Source organism: Lacrimispora sanguinis (assembly GCF_044987295.1).
Taxonomy (GTDB): domain Bacteria; phylum Bacillota; class Clostridia; order Lachnospirales; family Lachnospiraceae; genus Lacrimispora; species Lacrimispora celerecrescens_B.
In genome coordinates this window covers 5,379,912-5,397,864 of sequence record NZ_CP173277.1, presented here as the reverse complement: position 1 = coordinate 5,397,864, position 17,953 = coordinate 5,379,912, and the positions used below count along the sequence as shown (strand labels likewise).

Sequence of the window (17,953 nt, the reverse complement as noted above, 5' to 3'; positions counted from 1 at the left end):
TTTTATGAGTTCTTTAAAAAAGTTCCTTATTGGGCCGTTGTCTCTTCTGAGGGAAGTGCTGCCGGGAGATTGGAACCGTCATCCCCTTCCTCTCTGTTGACGTATTCTTCCGAAGGGTTTAAATACTCATCTGGAATCGGGTTTCCGTTTTCCATGGTAGGAGCCTGTTCAGTGGTTTCTTCTGCACTTGATTCATCGGCTGCAGTTTCTCCCTGGGATGCGCTTTCTGTTTCACTGGTTATCCCTTCCTGCTCAGGAAGCTTAGCTGCCTCATCAGGCAATGGTGAGGTCTCCGCATCTGTATCCGGAAATACATTTATATAAGGAAGAATCTCCGTCATAATCTTCTGGAAAATCTGGCTGGCATAGGTACTGTGAGGCTGATCCTCCACATGAGGCTCATCAACCACAACGTATACTAAAACCTGAGGATTGTCCGCCGGAGCATAACCGCAGAAGGATACCACATAATTGGTCTTATCACGGGGAATCTTCTCCGCAGTACCGGTCTTACCGGCAACCTTATATCCAACAACTCTTGCAGCTCCTCCCGTTCCTCCTACTGCATTAACGGTCTTAAACAGGGCTTCATTGATGAATTTGGTCGTTGATTCCGATACCGTTTCCCTGACAAGAACCGGTTCTACCTTTTTAATAACAGAACCCTGCTCGTTCAGAACCTGCTTCACCACATGAGGTTCATAATAGGAACCTCCATTGATCACGGAGCTATAGGCAGCGGCCATCTGGATCATGGTCGTGCTGAAGTTCTGTCCAAAGGAGTTGGTTGCTAGATCCGTAGGACCCGCCGTATTCTGGGTATAAACAAGAGTCTTATTATCTGCTTCTCCAGGCAGGTCGATCCCGGTCTTGGAGCCGAAGCCGAAAATCTGCTGATACTTATAGAATTTTTCTTTTCCCATCTGCTGAGCAATCCGCATCATGACTACGTTGCAGGACTTCATCAGGCCTTCCTCAACGGTAATCAGGCCATGCCCGTATCTGCTGACGCAGTTGATCTTATGCCCTCCCACTTCAAGGAACTTGTTGCACTCATATGTTTCCTTACCGGTAATAGCCCCTTCTTCCATGGCGGCAGATACGGTAAAAATCTTTTCTGTAGACCCCGGCTCAAATCCGTCACTGATGCAGAAATTACGCCAGGTCTGGTTCCATGCCACCTGGGTTCCCAGGGATTTGATCTCTTCACTCGAATAATGCTCTGTAACGTTTGCCTCCGTTAAGGGCTGGGCATCCTTATTCTTTCTCTTGTAATCGTCCATGGCTTCTTTGATTCCAAGCTGCCGCAGTACATCATCGGTGTACTCAGACCTTAAGGCTCTTGGATTGTTTAAATCAAATGCCTTGTCATTTGCCATGGCCAGGACCTCGCCGTTATTGGGATCCATAACGATTACGCCTACCCGTTTGCTTCCTGTATTCTGTTCCCACTCATTGATATGTTTTTCAACGATCTTCTGGATATTCACATCCATGGTGGAAACCACGGTGTTGCCATTGGATGCAGGTTTTATAACTCTCTCTAAGTTGGAGTCATCATTTAAGTATCCGTATTCCCTTCCGTTGATTCCCATAAGGGTCGTATTATAGAACTGCTCGATTCCTCCGGTCCCATCCATGCCGTCCCCGTTGGCAAAGCCAATGAGATTGCAGCCCATGGAGTTATAGGGATACACCCTTTTATACTCATCTTCAAACCAGATTCCTTTAATGGCCTTCCCGCTTTTTTTCAGCGCATCGGATTGGTCTGCCTTATATTTATCATATTTTTGTTTATCGTCATATGTAAGCTGCTTTGCATACCGTACATACTGCTTATCTTTCTTTTCCTGTATCAGATTCATGATTTCCGTCCGGTCATAGCCAAAGCATTCGGTCAGGGCCGTTACACTCGGTTCCAGATAGGAATCCTGGTCCGACATGATCTGTTTGGGATCCAGGATCAAGTTGTATACCTTTTCACTGGTTGCAAGATAAGTTCCGTTACGGTCCATGATATCCCCTCGCTTAAAGGGAATGATACGGCTGTCATATTCCTGCTGGGACAGCACAATCTGATTGTAATCTTCCTTTTTATTCGTCATTAAGTTATACAAGGTCATAACTAATGCAAACAAAGCCAGCGTAATTACCAGGACGGTAATCGCCAGCTTTTCCTGCATATAACGGGGAAATACCTTACTCTTCTTATTCCTGTTTTTATTAGTGCTTCGGGATATCCTCATTCTGTCTTACATACTCACTTTCCGTCTTGTCATAGTGAAGGATCTGGTCCTTATTCGCATAGACCATTCCAAGTTCCTCAGTAGCCACTTTATACACATGATCCAAATCGACAGAAGTGTTGATGTTCATTTCCAATGCATTATTTTCAGTTTTCAAATGTTCTAACTCTGCTTCTAAAAGCTCAACGCCATGAATACTGGCTGTAATAGAGGATTGCAAATGCAGATAATTCACGCACAGGCAGAGGGTGCAGACTGCGGCAATGGTCAGCATGACCACATATGGCAAATCCATCTGCAAAGCTTTTTCACGATTTCTTCTGACCTGATGGTTTACTGATGGACGACGGATTTCTTCTGGTGTATGAACCGGCATTGGAACCGGCATGGTTTTACGGACAGTATTGCCCTGTACGTAAGTAGAGCTCCCATAGGAACGCACATTCTTTCTTGCAGCCACTCTCTCTTCCTCCCTTTTAAATTCGTTCAAATACCCGAAGCTTTGAACTCTTTGAACGTTTGTTTTCTTCAATCTCTTCTTCCGACGGTACAATGGGTTTTCTTGTAATCACCTTGCCTTTGCTCTTTTTTCCGCAAACGCAGACCGGAAAATTCGACGGGCAAATACAAGGGTCTTCATTGGTTTTAAATCTCGTCTTCACAATCCGGTCTTCCAGAGAGTGAAAGGTGATAATGGATAACCGTCCACCAGGATTTAACAGGTCAATCATGGTATCAATGGAATTTATTAAAACCTCCAGTTCCTTATTCAGCTCGATCCGTATCGCCTGGAATGTCCGTTTGGAAGGATGTCCTCCCACTGCCCTTACCTTCGCAGGAATCGCCCCTTTGATGATCTCCGACAACTCTCCTGTTGTCTCAATGGGCTTTATCTGCCTTTCCCTTACAATGTGCTTTGCAATATTCTTTGCAAACTTATCTTCTCCGTAATCCCTTATGATCCGGTATAAGTCAAATTCACTGTAGGTATTGATGATATCGGCTGCCGTCTGTTCATTCCTCTGATCCATACGCATGTCCAAAGGTGCATCGTCTTCCCTGTAGGTAAACCCTCTTTCCGCTATGTCAAGCTGATAAGAAGATACCCCTAAGTCCAAGTAAATTCCGTCCACTCCTTCGATTCCTAAATCCTCTAATACTGTCTTTATATTTTCGTAATTGCTTCTTACGACCGTCACTTTATCTTCATAAGCCTTCAGCCGTTCTGTGGCTGCCTTAATGGCATCCCCATCCTGATCAATTCCGATTAATCTTCCGTAAGTTCCAAGGCGTTTGCACACTTCTAACGCGTGTCCGCCTCCTCCCAGCGTTCCATCTACATAGATTCCGTCTGGTTTTACATTCAGGCTGTCAATGGTTTCATATAGCAGCACTGACTTGTGTTCAAACATCATATACCAAGTCCTTCCATAGCTTCCGCGATTTCTTCCATATCTTCATAGGTATTGGCTGCGATCCATGCATCCTTGTTCCAGATTTCGATACGGCTTCCCACTCCTACTAGAACTGCGTCCTTTTCGATTCCTGCATGTTCCCTTAAAACGGAAGGAAGCAGGATTCTTCCCTGCTTGTCCACTTCGCAGGTACTGGCTCCGGCCAGAAAGAATCTGGAAAACTTTCTGGCATTGGTGTTGGTCAGCGGCAGGCTTTTTAATTTATTTTCCAGGGCAGTCCACTCATCATTATCATACACAAATAAACAGCCATCCAAACCCTTCGTAACGACGAATTCTTCTCCCAGCTGCTCTCTGAACTTCGACGGGACAATAAGACGTCCCTTTGCATCGACTGTATGATTGTATTCACCCATGAACATACCAATCACCTGCTTGTACATCGGTAGGGTTTTGGACCACTATCCCACCATTTTCTACCACTTTGCACCACTTTCCACCACTTATGGTTTAATTCTAGTACATTTACCGTGAAATAGCAAGAACAATTTCAATGAATTTTCATTTTCATTTTGCTTTCATGTAACTGGGAACAGTTGTCCTGACAGGATTTCCATATAATGGAAAAAAGGCATTCCATTGGGCAGTGAATTGGAACACACTGACCTGGAATGCCTGTTTTTTCATTCTTAATTTTCTTTGCTGTATGCGACACCCAGCTTAGCGGGTACATTGAAGTTTCTTCTGGATACGGTCAATATAATAGTCAGCAGATAAGGCAGGGCAATGAATAATTCATTGGGGAAGTAGCTTCCTCCTCCCACCGACTGCATATAAATCGCAATGGCCTCCGTAAGTCCGAATACCACGGTTCCCAAAACAGCTCCTTTTGGATTCCAGTTGCCCAAAAAGCAGATGGCAAATGCGATCCAGCCACGTCCGCCAATGATATTTGTGGTGAACATTCCCAAATATCCTACGGAATAAAATGCGCCTGCAATGCCACCCATCACTCCGGCTAAAAGAACCGTAAAGAACCGGACTGCATTAACATTGATACCGGCCACATCCACTGCCTCCGGGTTTTCCCCTGTGGAACGAATGGTAAGTCCAAAGGATGTCTTAAATAAGAGAAAATAGGATGCAGGAATGAGTAAATAAACTACATAGGTCAATATATTCTGCTGGAAAAATACCGGACCCATAACTGGAATCTTACTGAGAACGGGAATCGCGATCTCAGGCAGAGGACTGATTTTAAGGGGTGCGGTGGGAACTCCGAACAATACCCGTTGAAGGTAAGTGCAGATTCCGGCTGCCAGTACATTAATGGCCGTACCTGTGACTACCTGGTGCTGTTTTAAATAAATACATACCACTCCATACACGGCTGCCGCAACAAGCCCGGAAAGAATGGCGGCAAGAATTCCAATGAATGCACTGCCGGTCAAATAGGTTCCTACGAATCCGCCCCAGGCTCCCATAAGGAAGATCCCTTCGATTGCGGTAACCATCATACCCGAACGCTCTGCTATGACTTCTGCAATGGAGCCAAACAGCAAGGGCGTACTCATCATCAGTGCACGTTTTAATAAGCTTATGATCATAACCTGTTTCACGCTCCTTTCTGCAGTCTGCGCTTCTCTCTCCTGTTTTCCAGATAATGCCGGAAGAAATAGGATATGATAACGAACAGCATAACAAACCCCTGCATCAGATCAACAATGCTTGCGGGAACATTGACTCCCGGCATGCGTCCCATTAAATTTCCCATAACATTTAAAGCGCCGAACAGAAGCGAGGCGAATATGATTCCGATGGGATTGGCATTGGCAAGAATTGCAATTCCCAGGCCTGCGGAGCCCACTCCGCTGTTAAAGTCCTGGATCAGCATATGCTGAACACCGTTTACTTCCGTAAATCCTGCTGCTCCCGCCAGGGCGCCGCTGATAAAAAATGCAGCCACAAAGATCTTATTGGAATCAATTCCTGACATCCTGGATGCAGAAGCATTGCTTCCCACTGCCCGGATCCGGTATCCCAGAGGCGTTTTATAAAGCAGAACCCAGATGCCCACGGCCGCCAGAACCGCCAGCACAAATCCGATATGCAGCCTGGTCCCCTTTACGATAACAGGAAGCCATGCTGACCTTGATATGGCATCGGTCTGGGGATACTCTCCTTTGGACTCTTTTAAAAATGTGCGCAGCAGATAATTCATGACAGCCAAAGCAACGTAAGTGGACATCATGCTGACAAGGAATTCATTGGCTTTAAAGCGTGCCTTTAAAAATCCGATCAAAGCACCCATAAGCCCGCCTGCCAGTGCCGCAGTCAGGCACACAAGAATTAAAAGTACCGCTGTGGGAACCTTTCCGTCAAGCTGCAAAGATAAGGCAATGGCAGCAATGGAACCCATATAAAACTGTCCTTGTGCGCCGATATTAAACAGATTTGCCTTAAACGTAAACGCGAAGGCCAGCGCTGTAAATATAAGGGGTGTCGCCTTTAAAAATACTTCCCCCATGGTATATTTATCCGAAAACATGGTATTGATGGAATATACAAATACTTCGACCGGGTTGATATGAAGCAGCAAAAGCATGAGGCCGCTTAAGAGCAAGCCGGCAATGATGGCAGCAGCATTTGTCACAATTAAGTCCCTGACTTTTGTATTCATGCTTTACGCCTCCTTCTCCTCTTTGTAGCCGGCCATTAATAGACCGATCCGTTCTGTGTTAAGTTGGTCATGGTCGTAGATTCCCATAAAAGATCCCTTGTAGATAACGGCAATCCTGTCACATAACTGGAAAATTTCCGACAATTCGGTGGATACCAGAAGAATCCCCTTTCCATTCTTCCGCTCTGCCAGGATGTTGTTATGAATGTTATTGATAGCTCCCAGATCCAGTCCCCTGGTAGGCTGGTCCATGATCAATACCTTCCCTGCGTTTCCCACTTCTCTGGCAAGAATCACTTTCTGCTGGTTGCCTCCTGATAATCCCTTGATCTGGGCATCTGGTCCCGGCGCCTTGATATCAAATTCATCAATGGCTTTTTGTGTATCATTTTGAAGTTTCTTCTTATTTAAAAAGCTATGTGAGATCCACTTCTTATCAAAGCTTGTTTTTAGCATCATATTTTCAGCCAGGGTCATCTCTCCTACCATGGCATCCCGGTATCGGTCTACCGGAACGTATCCGATTCCCTGATCAATTCGTTCCCTGATGGATGTGGAGGTAATATCCGTGCCATTTAAAAGCACTTTTCCCGAAGTCACAGGAAGGGCACCGCAAACCACCTCGCATAATTCCTCCTGCCCGTTTCCGCTCACGCCTGCTACTCCGAAGACTTCACCCTCCATGATCTGAAATGACAAATCACTTAAAAGTGGTGGTTCTCCTTTGCGCTGTACCGTAACAGAAGACAGCTCCAGACATACCTTTTTTTCTTTTTGTTCTTCTGCCTGCTCCCGCTTTGGGGGCACCATTTCTTTCCCCATCATGAGCCTTGTCAGCTCCACCTCATTTGTTTCCTTTGCAGAAAGGTCACCCGTAAGCCTTCCGTTTCGCATAACGATGATCCGGTCCGCCACCTCCATGACTTCCTTCATCTTATGGGTAATGAAAATGACTGAATTTCCTCTGGAGGTATACTCTTTAACAAATTCCATCAGCGTTTCCGCTTCCTGGGGCGTCAGCACTGCCGTAGGCTCATCCATAATTAACAGGCTTGTCTTTAAATAAAGGGCCTTAAGGATTTCCACCTTCTGCTGCACTCCAACCGCAAGCTCCTCCACTTTTGCATCCACAGGAATTTGAAACCCGTACTGGGAAGAAAGCTCTTCTACTTCCTTTTTGCATTTCTCGTAATCAATCACGCCGTTTACATTGCCTAAAATAATATTTTCCGTAACCGTATGGGCGGACACCAGAGAAAAGTGCTGCTGAATCATGGAAATTCCCAAAGCCATGGCATCTTTTGGGGATGTGATCTTCTGTTCTTTTCCATCCATCAGGATCTGCCCCTCATCCGCCTTATAAAGGCCATAGAGGATTTTCATAACCGTGCTTTTTCCTGCCCCGTTTTCTCCCAATAGTGCCAGCACCTCTCCCCTATTTACAGAAAAAGAAATGTCCTTGTTTGCCACGACCCTGGCAAAATATTTTGATACATTCTTTAATTCAAAAAATGGTGTATTCACGAAGCTCCTCCTCTTCATACTAAGAAAAACACGCTTTGCAGGTTTTTCTTAGTTGTCGCGGCATTCGTCGAATGAATATGCAAGCATATTCGTCCAGCTCATTGCTCGCGCATACGATGAGGGCTACACAGTTCAAACAATCCTGTTTTTCTCCTGCGTCAGCCCTCCGGTTATATCTTACTTCTCAAACATCGCCTGTAAATCTACCTTGCCGTCCTTAAAATCCTTGATTCCCTGGTCTACTGCATCCTTTACTTCCTGGGAAATATTATCGGTATATACCGGTACAAAGATATCTTCATTAATACCAGCTTCATGAACCATATTTCCGGAAAGTTTGCCGTCCATATAAAGGCCCAGAGCCCAGATATAGAAATTCTTGAAATCAAAATTTACAGAAGCTACAACGGTATTTGGATCGATGGTTGTCTGGTCACTGGAAAAGCCGATAAATTTAGCGCCTTTTGCCTTAGCTGCTTCAATGCTTCCAAGACCTACTTCATTGGCGTATACAAACATGGTATCTGCTCCGTTATCGATCATCTGCTCTGCCATCTGTTTGCCAAGGGCTACGTCATTCCAGCTGTTGGCATATGCTCTGGTCGCCTTTGCACCGGTAATGCCCCGGCTTTCTGCGATCTTAACAGAATTCTTTTCATATACATCCATTAAATGTTCCATCGGCTCATTGGGGAAACCTCCGATGGTTGCAAAGTTTCCGTTCTTTGTCACATTTCCTGCAAGAATGGAAGCAATATAACTGGCTTCATATTCTTTTGGGAAAATGGGAGCCACATTGACTCCGTCACATTTGGAGCCATTTACCGCACAAAAAGTAGTGTCCTTATAATTGGGGGCTACTGCTGCTACCGCTTCATCGAACTGGGAACCAGCTGCCATAATGAGGTCATAGCCTCGTTCCGCATATTCACGGAAGGTTGACTCATAGTCAGATGCCTGCACGTTTTCCACATATTCCATTTTGGTACCCAGCTTTTCGTTACAAGCGGTAAGACCTGCATAGTTTGTGGCGTTCCAGCTCTGGTCATTGATCGGCCCTGGAAGGATAAGGACAATTTTATAATCCGCCGCGCTTTTCCCTCCTGCCTGAGCCTTTGTTTCAGCTGCACCCTCTGTTTTTCCACCAGTACTGCAGCCACTAAGTACGAGTGCTGCTGCCGTTACTGCTGCCATGAGTAATGCACCAAATCTTTTCTTCATACCAAGTTCCTCCTTTTTTTTCGTCCAATCGCGATAATATCTGACAGTTTCCGAGCATACATCTCGATTCACAGACGTTTGTAAGTTGTTTGTGATAATAGATTATCATTTCTCGACAATCCTCGCAATTCTATCAGATTACTATTTACACCAAAATATTATGTTTTTTGTTATTATGACCAAATAAAAGAAAGACAGGAGAAACTTTTTAGTCATTTTCCCGTCTTTTTTGAATTATATCAGATGGCTCTGCCGCCTGTTCCTATACTCCAGGGGCGTGATCCCATATTCTTTTTTAAATGCGCTGCTGAAATATTTCGCCTCTTTATAACCTACCATTTCCGCTACATCTGCCACTTTATATTCCACATGGTTTAAATATGACTTCGCCTTTTGCATCCGGTATTCGGTGACGTATTCCATAAGATTTTTTCCTGTATGACGCTTAAAAAGCTCACAAAGATAATTGGGGGACAGATGAAGCTCCTCTGCCATATCCTTTAACGTAATCCTGCCTCCATAGTGAACTGCAATATACTGAATTGCTTTTAAAACCAATAAATTTCCAACCTCATTTTCCCCTTCCGCAGAGTGGGCCTGCATTTCTTCTTTTTCATAAGATTCCGGAAAAAGCTCTTGTTCCAATTCTCTTAATACAGATAAAAGTTCCCTCGGGTCCGTGGGCTTTAATAAATATCTGGTTACTCCCAGTTCAATGGCTTTCTGGGCATAGGAAAAGTTACTGTACCCACTTAAAATAATGATGCGGATATTTAAGTTCCTCTCCCTGATCTGGCGGATCAGCTCAAGACCTGATACTTCCGGCATTTTTATATCTGTAATGATCACGTCGGCTTCCAATTCATATAAGGCTTTAAGAGCCGTACGGACGTCTTCAAATACACCGGTAACTTGAAAGCCTTCCTGGGCTTCCAACAGCTTAAAAAGTCCTTTTCTGATTTTCGGTTCGTCATCCACGATGATCAGCTTCATTCCTTACGCTTTCTCCTTTCTTTCCTTCGCCCTCCGTAACAGCTTCATGGTCTTTGGGTATGCGCAGGCTTACAATCGTTCCTTCTCCGTATGTGCTTTCTATAAAGATTCCATAGGCTTCTCCGTAATGGAGCCGGATCCGCCGGTCCACGTTCCTGACTCCGATTCCGGTATGACCTTCCTTCTCTATATCAGGCACTTCTTCCCTTAGATGATTAAGCTGTTTCTGAGTCATGCCGATTCCATTGTCTTCAACCGATATAAGCATTTCATCTCCAAGATCTTTTAAAATGATTCGGATCCTTCCCTTTCGGTTTCTCGGCTCGATTCCATGAGTGATTGCATTTTCCACAATGGGCTGCAGGATAAGCTTTGGAACCCGTTCAGCCTCCAGAGATTCCTCTGTCTCCACAGAATATTCCAACCGCTCTTCCAGACGGTTCTTTTGAATTTTTAGATAGCACAGCACATATCCAACTTCCTTTTCAAGGGGCACAAAGGCATTCTCATCTTCGATGCTGTAGCGCATCAGGCCTGCCAGCGAAAGGATGATGTCACTGATATCATATTCTTCCCGGTCAATCAGCATCCAGTTGACAGAATCCAGGGTGTTGTAGAGAAAATGAGGATTAATCTGTGCCTGGAGCGCCTGGACCTCCGCATTCTTCTGGGCGATCTTTTCCTGATAAACCTGCTTGATCAGGGTATTAATCTCTTCCAGCATGTAATTAAAGGATTCTGTCAGCTCGCCAATTTCATCTTTTCTTTTATTGGGAACCCGGACAGTAAAATCCCCTTTCTGTACCTGTCCCATTGCCTTTGAAAGACGCTTGATCGGCCTCGCCATGGTATAAACCAAAAGAACGATGACCCCTGCAATGCCAAGGGTACTCACCACTCCTACCAGCCAAATGGCTTTATACAAATCTCCCGCCTGGGGAAACAGCCCTTCAAATGGTATGGCCGAATAAGATCTCCAGCCGGTGATGCCGTTATATTGTCCACAGACATAATACCTCTTATCGTTCCATACCAACTCAAAGCGACGGATCCCCCGCTCGAACCGGTCATTAATTTCTTCCTGCCATCCATTGTTTATTTTGGGATTGCTGCAGATTATCTGTCCCTTCTGGTCTAAGATAAACAAGTACTGATACTGAAACAGCCCCTGATTTCCTAAAAGCAGATTGCTGAACATGTCCGGATCCAGCTCAATCACCATAATTCCCAGACTCTTCTCTTCATCCCTGTCCTTAATGGCCCTGACCACGGTAACCGCCTGATGCTCTTCTCCGGGAGAAAAAAGCTTTGGCATAATACCCAGCCAGACAGTCTTATTGGTTCTGCCGCCTATGGCATCTTCATAACTTTTAAATGTTTCTCCCGAAATAGTTCCAGTATCGAGTCCATTGGAATTGATCGTTGTATACATTACACGGGAGGCGTTGATGATGGAAATATCCATCTGTTCCCCTACTGATTTGATGAGACTTCTGCAGTAATCATCTAGATAAGTACGGCTGACTCCCTTATCCCCATTGTCCCAGCCGGGGGTACATGCATCACGTACAAGCTGGCTGGTCACCGCATTGTCAAGAATTTCCATGATATAGCGGACCTTAACATTGATATTGATATCAATGCGGTTAATGGTATCCGACATTTCCTGTTTTTTATTCTTTACAACAATCGCCTTGCTATGGGAAAAAGAGAGACTCCCTATAATAGCCCCTTCGATCATGGCTGTTATAATAAACACCAGAGTCAATTTCATTCGAAACGACAAATGCTTCATTTCCCCACCTCCGGACAAAGTTACCGTCTTTGTAACAGTTTTCTACAAATCATAGATAAATATTACCTCCCACTGTGAATTGTGTCAAATTACTTTTGCGATAATTGTTGATCCATTAAAAAAACGCAGAAAGAGCTCCTTCTCTTTCCGCGTTTTACTTAAATTTGCGTATAACACATAACAGGCCTACGGTGTCAGTAGCCTGCAGCAATATATTGTTCAATCAATTTATCCAGCTCCACACTCCTGTGATAAATAACATCTTCATCGTCATGCTCAATGCTTTTATTCAATCTTTCTCTAGCTTCTTCAATATCGTGTATTAACTCTTCTTTTGACATCATCATATCATTACTTCTCCTTTGCTCTTTTTTCGTATCTGTCTGTGTTTGCAGAAGAGCACAAGAGTAGATATCACTACCAGAATTAATGACAGTGCCTGAGACACCGGAATGCCAGTACTAAAGAATATTAGCTGGTCCGTGCGGAGTCCTTCTATCCACACTCGTCCCAAACCATAGCCAAGCAGGTATATAAAAAGCATCTCCCCATCAAATCTCTTACGTTTCCTGTACCAAAGCATGAATGCCAGTACGCAGAGGTTCCAGACTGATTCATAAAGGAAGGTAGGATGCACCTGTATAAATTCTACTCCGTCCTTTACAATTAAATGGTTCAAAAGCTCTCTCGATATCATATTCTCATTAACCAGCGCTCTTCTGATTCTCATAGCAAACAGGCTGTCGGTATATCCGCCAAACGCCTCGCAATTAAAGAAGTTTCCCCATCTTCCTATAATCTGCCCGGTTATCAATCCAAGGCATCCGGTGTCAGCCAAGGAAAAGAAGGATAATTTCTTCACCCTGGCATAAACAGTTAGAGTTATGACGGCCCCTATGACACCTCCATAAATGGCCAGTCCTCCCGCCCTGAGATTTAAAATTTGAAGCAGATCATCTTTATAATTGTCCCAATCAAACAAAACATAATAGATTCGGGCTCCCATGATAGAAATTATGATTGCATACAGAACAAAATCCAGATAAATATCCGGGTCCTGCCCCCTGCGTTTTGCATCCCTTGTCGCAACCCAGAGACCTGCTAATATTCCAAACCCAATGATAATCCCGTAAAATGCAATGCGGAATCCAAATATTGAGATACTGTTTTGCAAATGGTCTATCGTAATTCCCAAATGAACAAAACTAATATCTGCCGTATTTGCCATTCGTCTTCTCCTTTCGATGTTTTCTTTATTTTACCCCGGGAAAACACAAAAATCAAACAGATTCGCCCGACATATTCAACTATAATTCGACAAAGCGTTGATTCTTGTGTTTTTCTCTTTTATTTTTGCGGATAATATGCTATTCTATATTAGTTGCAGATAAAAATCAACTATGAATATAAACAATATTAGGAAGGTAATTGCTATGAAATTAGGTATTGTCGGATTGCCAAACGTAGGTAAAAGCACCTTGTTCAATTCTCTTACAAAAGCCGGTGCGGAATCTGCGAACTATCCATTTTGTACCATTGATCCCAATGTAGGAGTAGTTCCTGTTCCGGATGTGCGCTTAGGTCAGCTGGCCGCCCTTTATGATTCCGCAAAAATTACCCCTGCCGTAATCGAATTTGTCGATATTGCAGGACTTGTAAAAGGAGCTTCCAAAGGAGAGGGTCTGGGCAATCAGTTTCTTTCCAATATCCGCGAAGTGGATGCCATCGTCCACGTGGTACGCTGCTTTGAGGATACCAATGTAATCCATGTGGATGGAAGTGTGGATCCTCTGCGTGATATTGAAACCATAGATTTGGAACTGATCTTTTCCGATTTAGAAATCTTAGACCGCCGCATCTCCAAGTCCGCCAAGGGCGCTATGAATGATAAGTCTCTTGCAAAGGAACTGGGGATTTTAAAGAAGATCAAAGCTCACTTAGAGGATGGGAATCTGGCAAGAAGCTTGGAAATTGAGGATGAGGATGAAAGAGAATTTATTTCCACTCTTAATCTTCTCACCTTTAAACCTGTAATTTTCGCTGCCAATGTCTGTGAGGATGACTTAGCTGATGATGGTGCTTCTAATGATTACGTGGGAAAGGTCCGCAAATTTGCAGAAGAAAACAACAGTGAAGTTTTTGTTATCTGCGCACAAATTGAACAGGAAATCGCAGAATTAGAAGAAGACGAGAAAAAGATGTTCTTAGAAGATCTGGGTCTTACAGAATCCGGTCTGGAAAAACTGATCGCTGCCAGTTATCATTTATTGGGGCTTATCAGCTACTTAACTGCCGGTCCTACTGAAACAAGAGCATGGACCATCAAAGAAGGAACCAAAGCGCCCCAGGCTGCCGGTAAGATCCACTCTGATTTTGAGCGGGGCTTTATCCGCGCAGAGGTTGTGAATTACCAGGATCTTCTGGATTGCAAAACCTACAACGCGGCAAAAGAAAAAGGCTTGGTTCGTCTGGAAGGCAAGGAATATGTGGTTAAGGATGGCGATGTTGTCCTATTCCGCTTTAATGTATAAAACGTATTATGAACGCATATAGAATAAAGACAGGAACCTGACACATCAGTTAAGTTCCTGTTTTTATTTATATAAGTAACATCTGCCCCTACCTGTCGAAACAACGCCAGAGTAAAGAATTACTTACAGAATCAACAGGCTGGTTACTCCTTAATCCAATATTCAGAACCAGAATCCGAACGTTCTAAAAAACCATAATCGATTAATAAGCGCCGGATATATGAATAATCATAATAAATTATTTTCAAAATACAATTTATTTCGGTTTCATTATAATGTACTCCGCTTGGAAAATTTTTTGCAATTTCTCCCAAAATTATAATTTTCTCTTTTTCTTTTGCCGGAAATTGCTTTAAATTCCCGAATTGATCAAAATATTTTGCAATTGTTTTTTTCTGTTCTTCAATTGTAATATCATCGTATCGGTCATTCTTTTTCATTTGAACCTTTACCTTTTCTATTGGCTCGTTAGTTCGTAGTCTTCCATATTTTATTACTCAAATTTTTAAGTTTACCTAATACTAGCATAATAGACAGCATAATTAATGCTATCATGATACAGATTGAAATTTCAAGCAGCCCCATAACTCGAAATATCAATATCATACCAACCAAAACGCACAATATAACTCTGGACCGCTTTTTAAAAACAATAGTTTCCTTTTCATCCAATGGTTTGTTACTATCTTCCACCGGTGCCAAAAACATAATCACCATGCTGGATACTATCACCAAAATAAAACTAATGACATTGTTCCATACAGGTAATCTCATGAATGAAAGTGCTGCTATTACCATCATAATCGAAAACAGATAACATCTCAAAGGGGTTCTCGCATGATATCCTCCGGCACAGGATCTAAGTGGAAAGTAGGCACACATAAATAATATGCATGCCCAAACCTGACCAAAGATAATGCCAATAGCTATGGTGGTCAATATATTCAATATCATGCTCTTCCCCTGCTGCAACCCATAAATATACAGTTCTTTGTCTTCTTCTCTAATGAATCCGTTTTCTTGCAATATAGCAGCCACTCGTTCTGCTAAAACAGTCATTGTTAAAACTTACGAAGTTTCTCAGCACCATCCGGGAGTTTGGGCTGGTGTGCGTAAAAGGTACAAGCTGCATTAACATTTAAGGTTGTTATCATAAGAGCCAGCGCAGAAATTACCCCACCAAATTTAATAATCCAATTCCTCATAAATCGTTACCTCCTTTGTATTTTATTTGATTATAACATAAATATTTTATTGTGCGAGTTTTTGATGTGAACGATATATGTTTTTGTAGTGAACGATAGAAGAATTAAGAAAGAGAAGGAGCAGGGGTAAAAATCCCCTGCTCTTAATCAACATACATCAGTAAAATAGAAGTAAAAGTCGTTGCATTATACTCTATATCCATAGAACCGTTATATTTTTCTAAAACCTTTTTAATGTTTTTGATGCCCAAACCATGACTGCTGTCATCCTTCTTTTTGGTAATCAAATTATTGGCTCGTTCTATGACAATTCCATTAAAAGTGTTTGAAACTTTAATTATAAATTGTCCTCTGCTAAGTTTGATTTTTACTGAAACCATGCGCTTATCTTCGATTGCCTCAAGTGCATCAATAGCGTTATCAAGTAAATTTCCTAAGATAGTTGCCATATCAAAAGCAGGTATTTGTAAATCCTTTGGCAAATTGATATCCAGAAAAACTTCCGCATCAAGTTTGGTAGCAACTTGTAATTTAAAATTTAATATGCTATCGACAACGACATTACCTGAATGTGAAAATACTGTTTGATCTTCACAGGCACTGATAATGTCATTTAAACATTGCATCAGCTCATTATAACAATGGTTTTGTGCGAGAGACTGTAATGTTAACAAATGGTTCTTCATATCATGCCTGATGGATTGGGTTGCTTCCAAAGAAGATTTCATAATATCCAGCTGCTTTTCATAATATTTATTTTGCTCCGCAAATAAAAGTTTCTGGCTTTGTTCTAAAAACATTTCAGATAACTTATCATAAAGATAAAACACTGAAAAGTTTGTCACCAAAATCAATATTATCCCGACTACAACATATGAAACCTTCAAATTGCCGGTTGAAAGCAGCAACAGCATTAAATATATTGATGCGAAAGGAATAAACGAAATGCACATCCAATAAGTTGAGGGGATACTTATCCCTTTTTTAATATGTTTATACTTAGATAAAATTAAAACCACTGCGTAAGAGATAATCTGCATTACAACAATACCGAAGATAGAGTCAAAATTGTTTTGTTTTAGAAGAGGAAGTTTAAAATATCCTATGAACAGAACTAGCAATACCTCTATGCACATAAGGGTCAGATAAATTGCCATGGCCGAAAACACCCGTTTTTTTAGTGATCCTTTATAATTAAATGTCAGCAGAAAAAGAAAGCAGATATTGGAAACCAGCATTACCATTGAAATCTTTGTCAATAAGTAAATGATTGAAATAAATGCATAACAGGATGCATAAGATGCAAACTCCCATTTTCCCTCTACCTGTAACTGGTTGCGGTCAAATAACACCATCATAAACTTATAAATAACGTATGTTCTAAAGAGATTAGAGATAAGATAAATTAAATCATACATGCTTAGTTGCACTGAGTTTCCTCCTTCTCATATGATATAAGCAGATCTCTGACATCTTTCCTTCTACGCTGGCTTATAAGCAGGCACTCACCATTCTGCATTATAACTTCCTCATATCTAAATTTAGATACATAAGCATAGTTTATGATGAAGGATCTATGAATTTGAATAAATTGAAAGCTGGAAACCTGCGATAAAACCGCTTCTATCGTATCATAAAAATAAACTGTACCTTTTATTGAAACTAATTTTATTTCCCTGTCCATACTTTCAAAATATAAGATATCTTTTATAGGAATCTTGTGAACGCTATGCCCTATTTTGTACGAAAATACACCACCGCTCTTCCCCAGAATTTTTAATGCTAATTTAATATCAGCAATAATTTTCTCTTTATCTATCGGTTTGGATAAAAAGTGCATGGGCTGCACTTCGAACAGTTGACGGTCATAGTTATCTTTTGAAGATATGTACACGATCTTTGTAACATAATCTTCCAGTTCGTTTCGAAGTTTGATCCCAATTTGAATACCATTTAAATCCTGCATTTCAATATCTAAAAATATTAAATCAAATGTATTTTCATTTTCTATAAATTTAAATAAATCAGTCCCTGAATTAAATACCTCGACCTCCAAATCCAGACCGGATTCTTTTTTAAAATCCAATATAATTTTTTCTATATCAGCACAAACTATTTGTTCATCATCACAAATCGCTATTTTCAGCATATGCCCACCTTTTTTTCATCCAATTCACCCTTTGTTAGATTCCCACAATTTTAGTCATTGTGCGAGTGTGAACATTTTTGTATTTTATCTCTGAACCAGGAAAATATCTCAATAAGAAGATTCTTCTTGTAAACCTCTTTTCTTATGCTATAATATGACGTGGCCATGCAAAGACCTTTTTTGCAGTCAAGGCA

Annotated in this window: 18 protein-coding genes; 1 reads left to right on the top strand and 17 read right to left on the bottom strand. The window is 42.0% G+C overall.

Annotation, left to right across the window (positions count from 1 at the left end; all coding sequences use genetic code 11):
• Positions 1-26: 26 nt before the first annotated feature.
• From ACHZES_RS25220 to lgt, 12 genes are all read right to left on the bottom strand, one after another.
• Positions 27-2,246, bottom strand: a complete 2,220-nt coding sequence (locus tag ACHZES_RS25220) for a peptidoglycan D,D-transpeptidase FtsI family protein (protein ID WP_395547402.1) — start codon at positions 2,244-2,246, stop codon at positions 27-29.
• On the bottom strand, positions 2,224-2,706 hold the full coding sequence (locus ACHZES_RS25215; RefSeq protein ID WP_038280569.1) for a hypothetical protein: 483 nt from the start codon (positions 2,704-2,706) through the stop codon (positions 2,224-2,226). Before ACHZES_RS25215 ends, ACHZES_RS25220 begins: the two co-directional genes overlap by 23 nt.
• Positions 2,707-2,722: 16 nt before the next feature.
• Positions 2,723-3,661: a 16S rRNA (cytosine(1402)-N(4))-methyltransferase RsmH gene (gene rsmH, locus ACHZES_RS25210; RefSeq protein ID WP_038280567.1), complete on the bottom strand. Its 939-nt coding sequence runs from the start codon at positions 3,659-3,661 to the stop codon at positions 2,723-2,725.
• On the bottom strand, positions 3,658-4,083 hold the full coding sequence (gene mraZ / locus ACHZES_RS25205; RefSeq protein WP_038280565.1) for a division/cell wall cluster transcriptional repressor MraZ: 426 nt from the start codon (positions 4,081-4,083) through the stop codon (positions 3,658-3,660). The genes rsmH and mraZ overlap by 4 nt, the downstream gene beginning before the upstream one ends.
• Positions 4,084-4,350: 267 nt before the next feature.
• A complete protein-coding gene (locus tag ACHZES_RS25200; RefSeq protein WP_038280850.1) occupies positions 4,351-5,268 on the bottom strand; it encodes an ABC transporter permease in 918 nt (305 codons plus the stop codon).
• Between the two features lie 8 nt (positions 5,269-5,276).
• Positions 5,277-6,341: an ABC transporter permease gene (locus ACHZES_RS25195; RefSeq protein ID WP_154520934.1), complete on the bottom strand. Its 1,065-nt coding sequence runs from the start codon at positions 6,339-6,341 to the stop codon at positions 5,277-5,279.
• Between the two features lie 3 nt (positions 6,342-6,344).
• Positions 6,345-7,865, bottom strand: a complete 1,521-nt coding sequence (locus ACHZES_RS25190) for an ABC transporter ATP-binding protein (RefSeq protein WP_395547403.1) — start codon at positions 7,863-7,865, stop codon at positions 6,345-6,347.
• 177 nt (positions 7,866-8,042) lie between these two features.
• A complete protein-coding gene (locus tag ACHZES_RS25185; protein WP_038280562.1) occupies positions 8,043-9,086 on the bottom strand; it encodes a BMP family protein in 1,044 nt (347 codons plus the stop codon).
• Positions 9,087-9,320: 234 nt separating this feature from the next.
• Positions 9,321-10,079 (bottom strand): response regulator, encoded by a 759-nt coding sequence (locus tag ACHZES_RS25180; RefSeq protein ID WP_395547404.1) that lies wholly within the window; start codon positions 10,077-10,079, stop codon positions 9,321-9,323.
• Positions 10,057-11,874: a sensor histidine kinase gene (locus tag ACHZES_RS25175; protein WP_395547405.1), complete on the bottom strand. Its 1,818-nt coding sequence runs from the start codon at positions 11,872-11,874 to the stop codon at positions 10,057-10,059. The genes ACHZES_RS25180 and ACHZES_RS25175 overlap by 23 nt, the downstream gene beginning before the upstream one ends.
• Before the next feature lie 194 nt (positions 11,875-12,068).
• Positions 12,069-12,221: an aspartyl-phosphate phosphatase Spo0E family protein gene (locus ACHZES_RS25170; protein WP_195841069.1), complete on the bottom strand. Its 153-nt coding sequence runs from the start codon at positions 12,219-12,221 to the stop codon at positions 12,069-12,071.
• A complete protein-coding gene (gene lgt, locus ACHZES_RS25165) occupies positions 12,218-13,102 on the bottom strand; it encodes a prolipoprotein diacylglyceryl transferase (RefSeq protein WP_038280558.1) in 885 nt (294 codons plus the stop codon). The genes ACHZES_RS25170 and lgt overlap by 4 nt, the downstream gene beginning before the upstream one ends.
• A gap of 205 nt (positions 13,103-13,307) precedes the next feature.
• On the opposite strand from lgt, the gene ychF reads away from it, so the two are divergent.
• Positions 13,308-14,405 carry a redox-regulated ATPase YchF gene (ychF, locus tag ACHZES_RS25160; RefSeq protein WP_038280556.1) on the top strand — a complete coding sequence of 366 codons (1,098 nt, stop codon included), beginning with the start codon at positions 13,308-13,310 and terminating at the stop codon, positions 14,403-14,405.
• Positions 14,406-14,548: 143 nt separating this feature from the next.
• Here ychF and ACHZES_RS25155 read toward each other — a convergent pair whose 3' ends face one another.
• From ACHZES_RS25155 to ACHZES_RS25135, 5 genes are all read right to left on the bottom strand, one after another.
• Positions 14,549-14,845, bottom strand: coding sequence for a DUF2087 domain-containing protein (locus ACHZES_RS25155; protein ID WP_051835143.1), 297 nt, complete (start codon positions 14,843-14,845; stop codon positions 14,549-14,551).
• Between the two features lie 28 nt (positions 14,846-14,873).
• Positions 14,874-15,464 (bottom strand): accessory gene regulator B family protein, encoded by a 591-nt coding sequence (locus ACHZES_RS25150; RefSeq protein ID WP_395547407.1) that lies wholly within the window; start codon positions 15,462-15,464, stop codon positions 14,874-14,876.
• 2 nt (positions 15,465-15,466) lie between these two features.
• Positions 15,467-15,610, bottom strand: coding sequence for a cyclic lactone autoinducer peptide (locus tag ACHZES_RS25145; protein ID WP_084719613.1), 144 nt, complete (start codon positions 15,608-15,610; stop codon positions 15,467-15,469).
• 143 nt (positions 15,611-15,753) lie between these two features.
• Positions 15,754-17,040, bottom strand: a complete 1,287-nt coding sequence (locus tag ACHZES_RS25140) for a sensor histidine kinase (RefSeq protein WP_395547408.1) — start codon at positions 17,038-17,040, stop codon at positions 15,754-15,756.
• Positions 17,031-17,759, bottom strand: coding sequence for a LytTR family DNA-binding domain-containing protein (locus ACHZES_RS25135; protein ID WP_038280552.1), 729 nt, complete (start codon positions 17,757-17,759; stop codon positions 17,031-17,033). Before ACHZES_RS25135 ends, ACHZES_RS25140 begins: the two co-directional genes overlap by 10 nt.
• Positions 17,760-17,953 lie beyond the last annotated feature (194 nt).

Coding starts and splice junctions, on each gene's coding strand:
- ACHZES_RS25220 (WP_395547402.1), bottom strand. CDS start 2,246: ATGAGGATATCCCGAAGCACTAATAAAAACAGGAATAAGAAGAGTAAG.
- rsmH (WP_038280567.1), bottom strand. CDS start 3,661: ATGATGTTTGAACACAAGTCAGTGCTGCTATATGAAACCATTGACAGC.
- mraZ (WP_038280565.1), bottom strand. CDS start 4,083: ATGTTCATGGGTGAATACAATCATACAGTCGATGCAAAGGGACGTCTT.
- ACHZES_RS25200 (WP_038280850.1), bottom strand. CDS start 5,268: ATGATCATAAGCTTATTAAAACGTGCACTGATGATGAGTACGCCCTTG.
- ACHZES_RS25195 (WP_154520934.1), bottom strand. CDS start 6,341: ATGAATACAAAAGTCAGGGACTTAATTGTGACAAATGCTGCTGCCATC.
- ACHZES_RS25185 (WP_038280562.1), bottom strand. CDS start 9,086: ATGAAGAAAAGATTTGGTGCATTACTCATGGCAGCAGTAACGGCAGCA.
- ACHZES_RS25180 (WP_395547404.1), bottom strand. CDS start 10,079: ATGAAGCTGATCATCGTGGATGACGAACCGAAAATCAGAAAAGGACTT.
- ACHZES_RS25175 (WP_395547405.1), bottom strand. CDS start 11,874: ATGAAGCATTTGTCGTTTCGAATGAAATTGACTCTGGTGTTTATTATA.
- ACHZES_RS25170 (WP_195841069.1), bottom strand. CDS start 12,221: ATGATGATGTCAAAAGAAGAGTTAATACACGATATTGAAGAAGCTAGA.
- lgt (WP_038280558.1), bottom strand. CDS start 13,102: ATGGCAAATACGGCAGATATTAGTTTTGTTCATTTGGGAATTACGATA.
- ychF (WP_038280556.1), top strand. CDS start 13,308: ATGAAATTAGGTATTGTCGGATTGCCAAACGTAGGTAAAAGCACCTTG.
- ACHZES_RS25155 (WP_051835143.1), bottom strand. CDS start 14,845: ATGAAAAAGAATGACCGATACGATGATATTACAATTGAAGAACAGAAA.
- ACHZES_RS25150 (WP_395547407.1), bottom strand. CDS start 15,464: ATGACTGTTTTAGCAGAACGAGTGGCTGCTATATTGCAAGAAAACGGA.
- ACHZES_RS25145 (WP_084719613.1), bottom strand. CDS start 15,610: ATGAGGAATTGGATTATTAAATTTGGTGGGGTAATTTCTGCGCTGGCT.
- ACHZES_RS25135 (WP_038280552.1), bottom strand. CDS start 17,759: ATGCTGAAAATAGCGATTTGTGATGATGAACAAATAGTTTGTGCTGAT.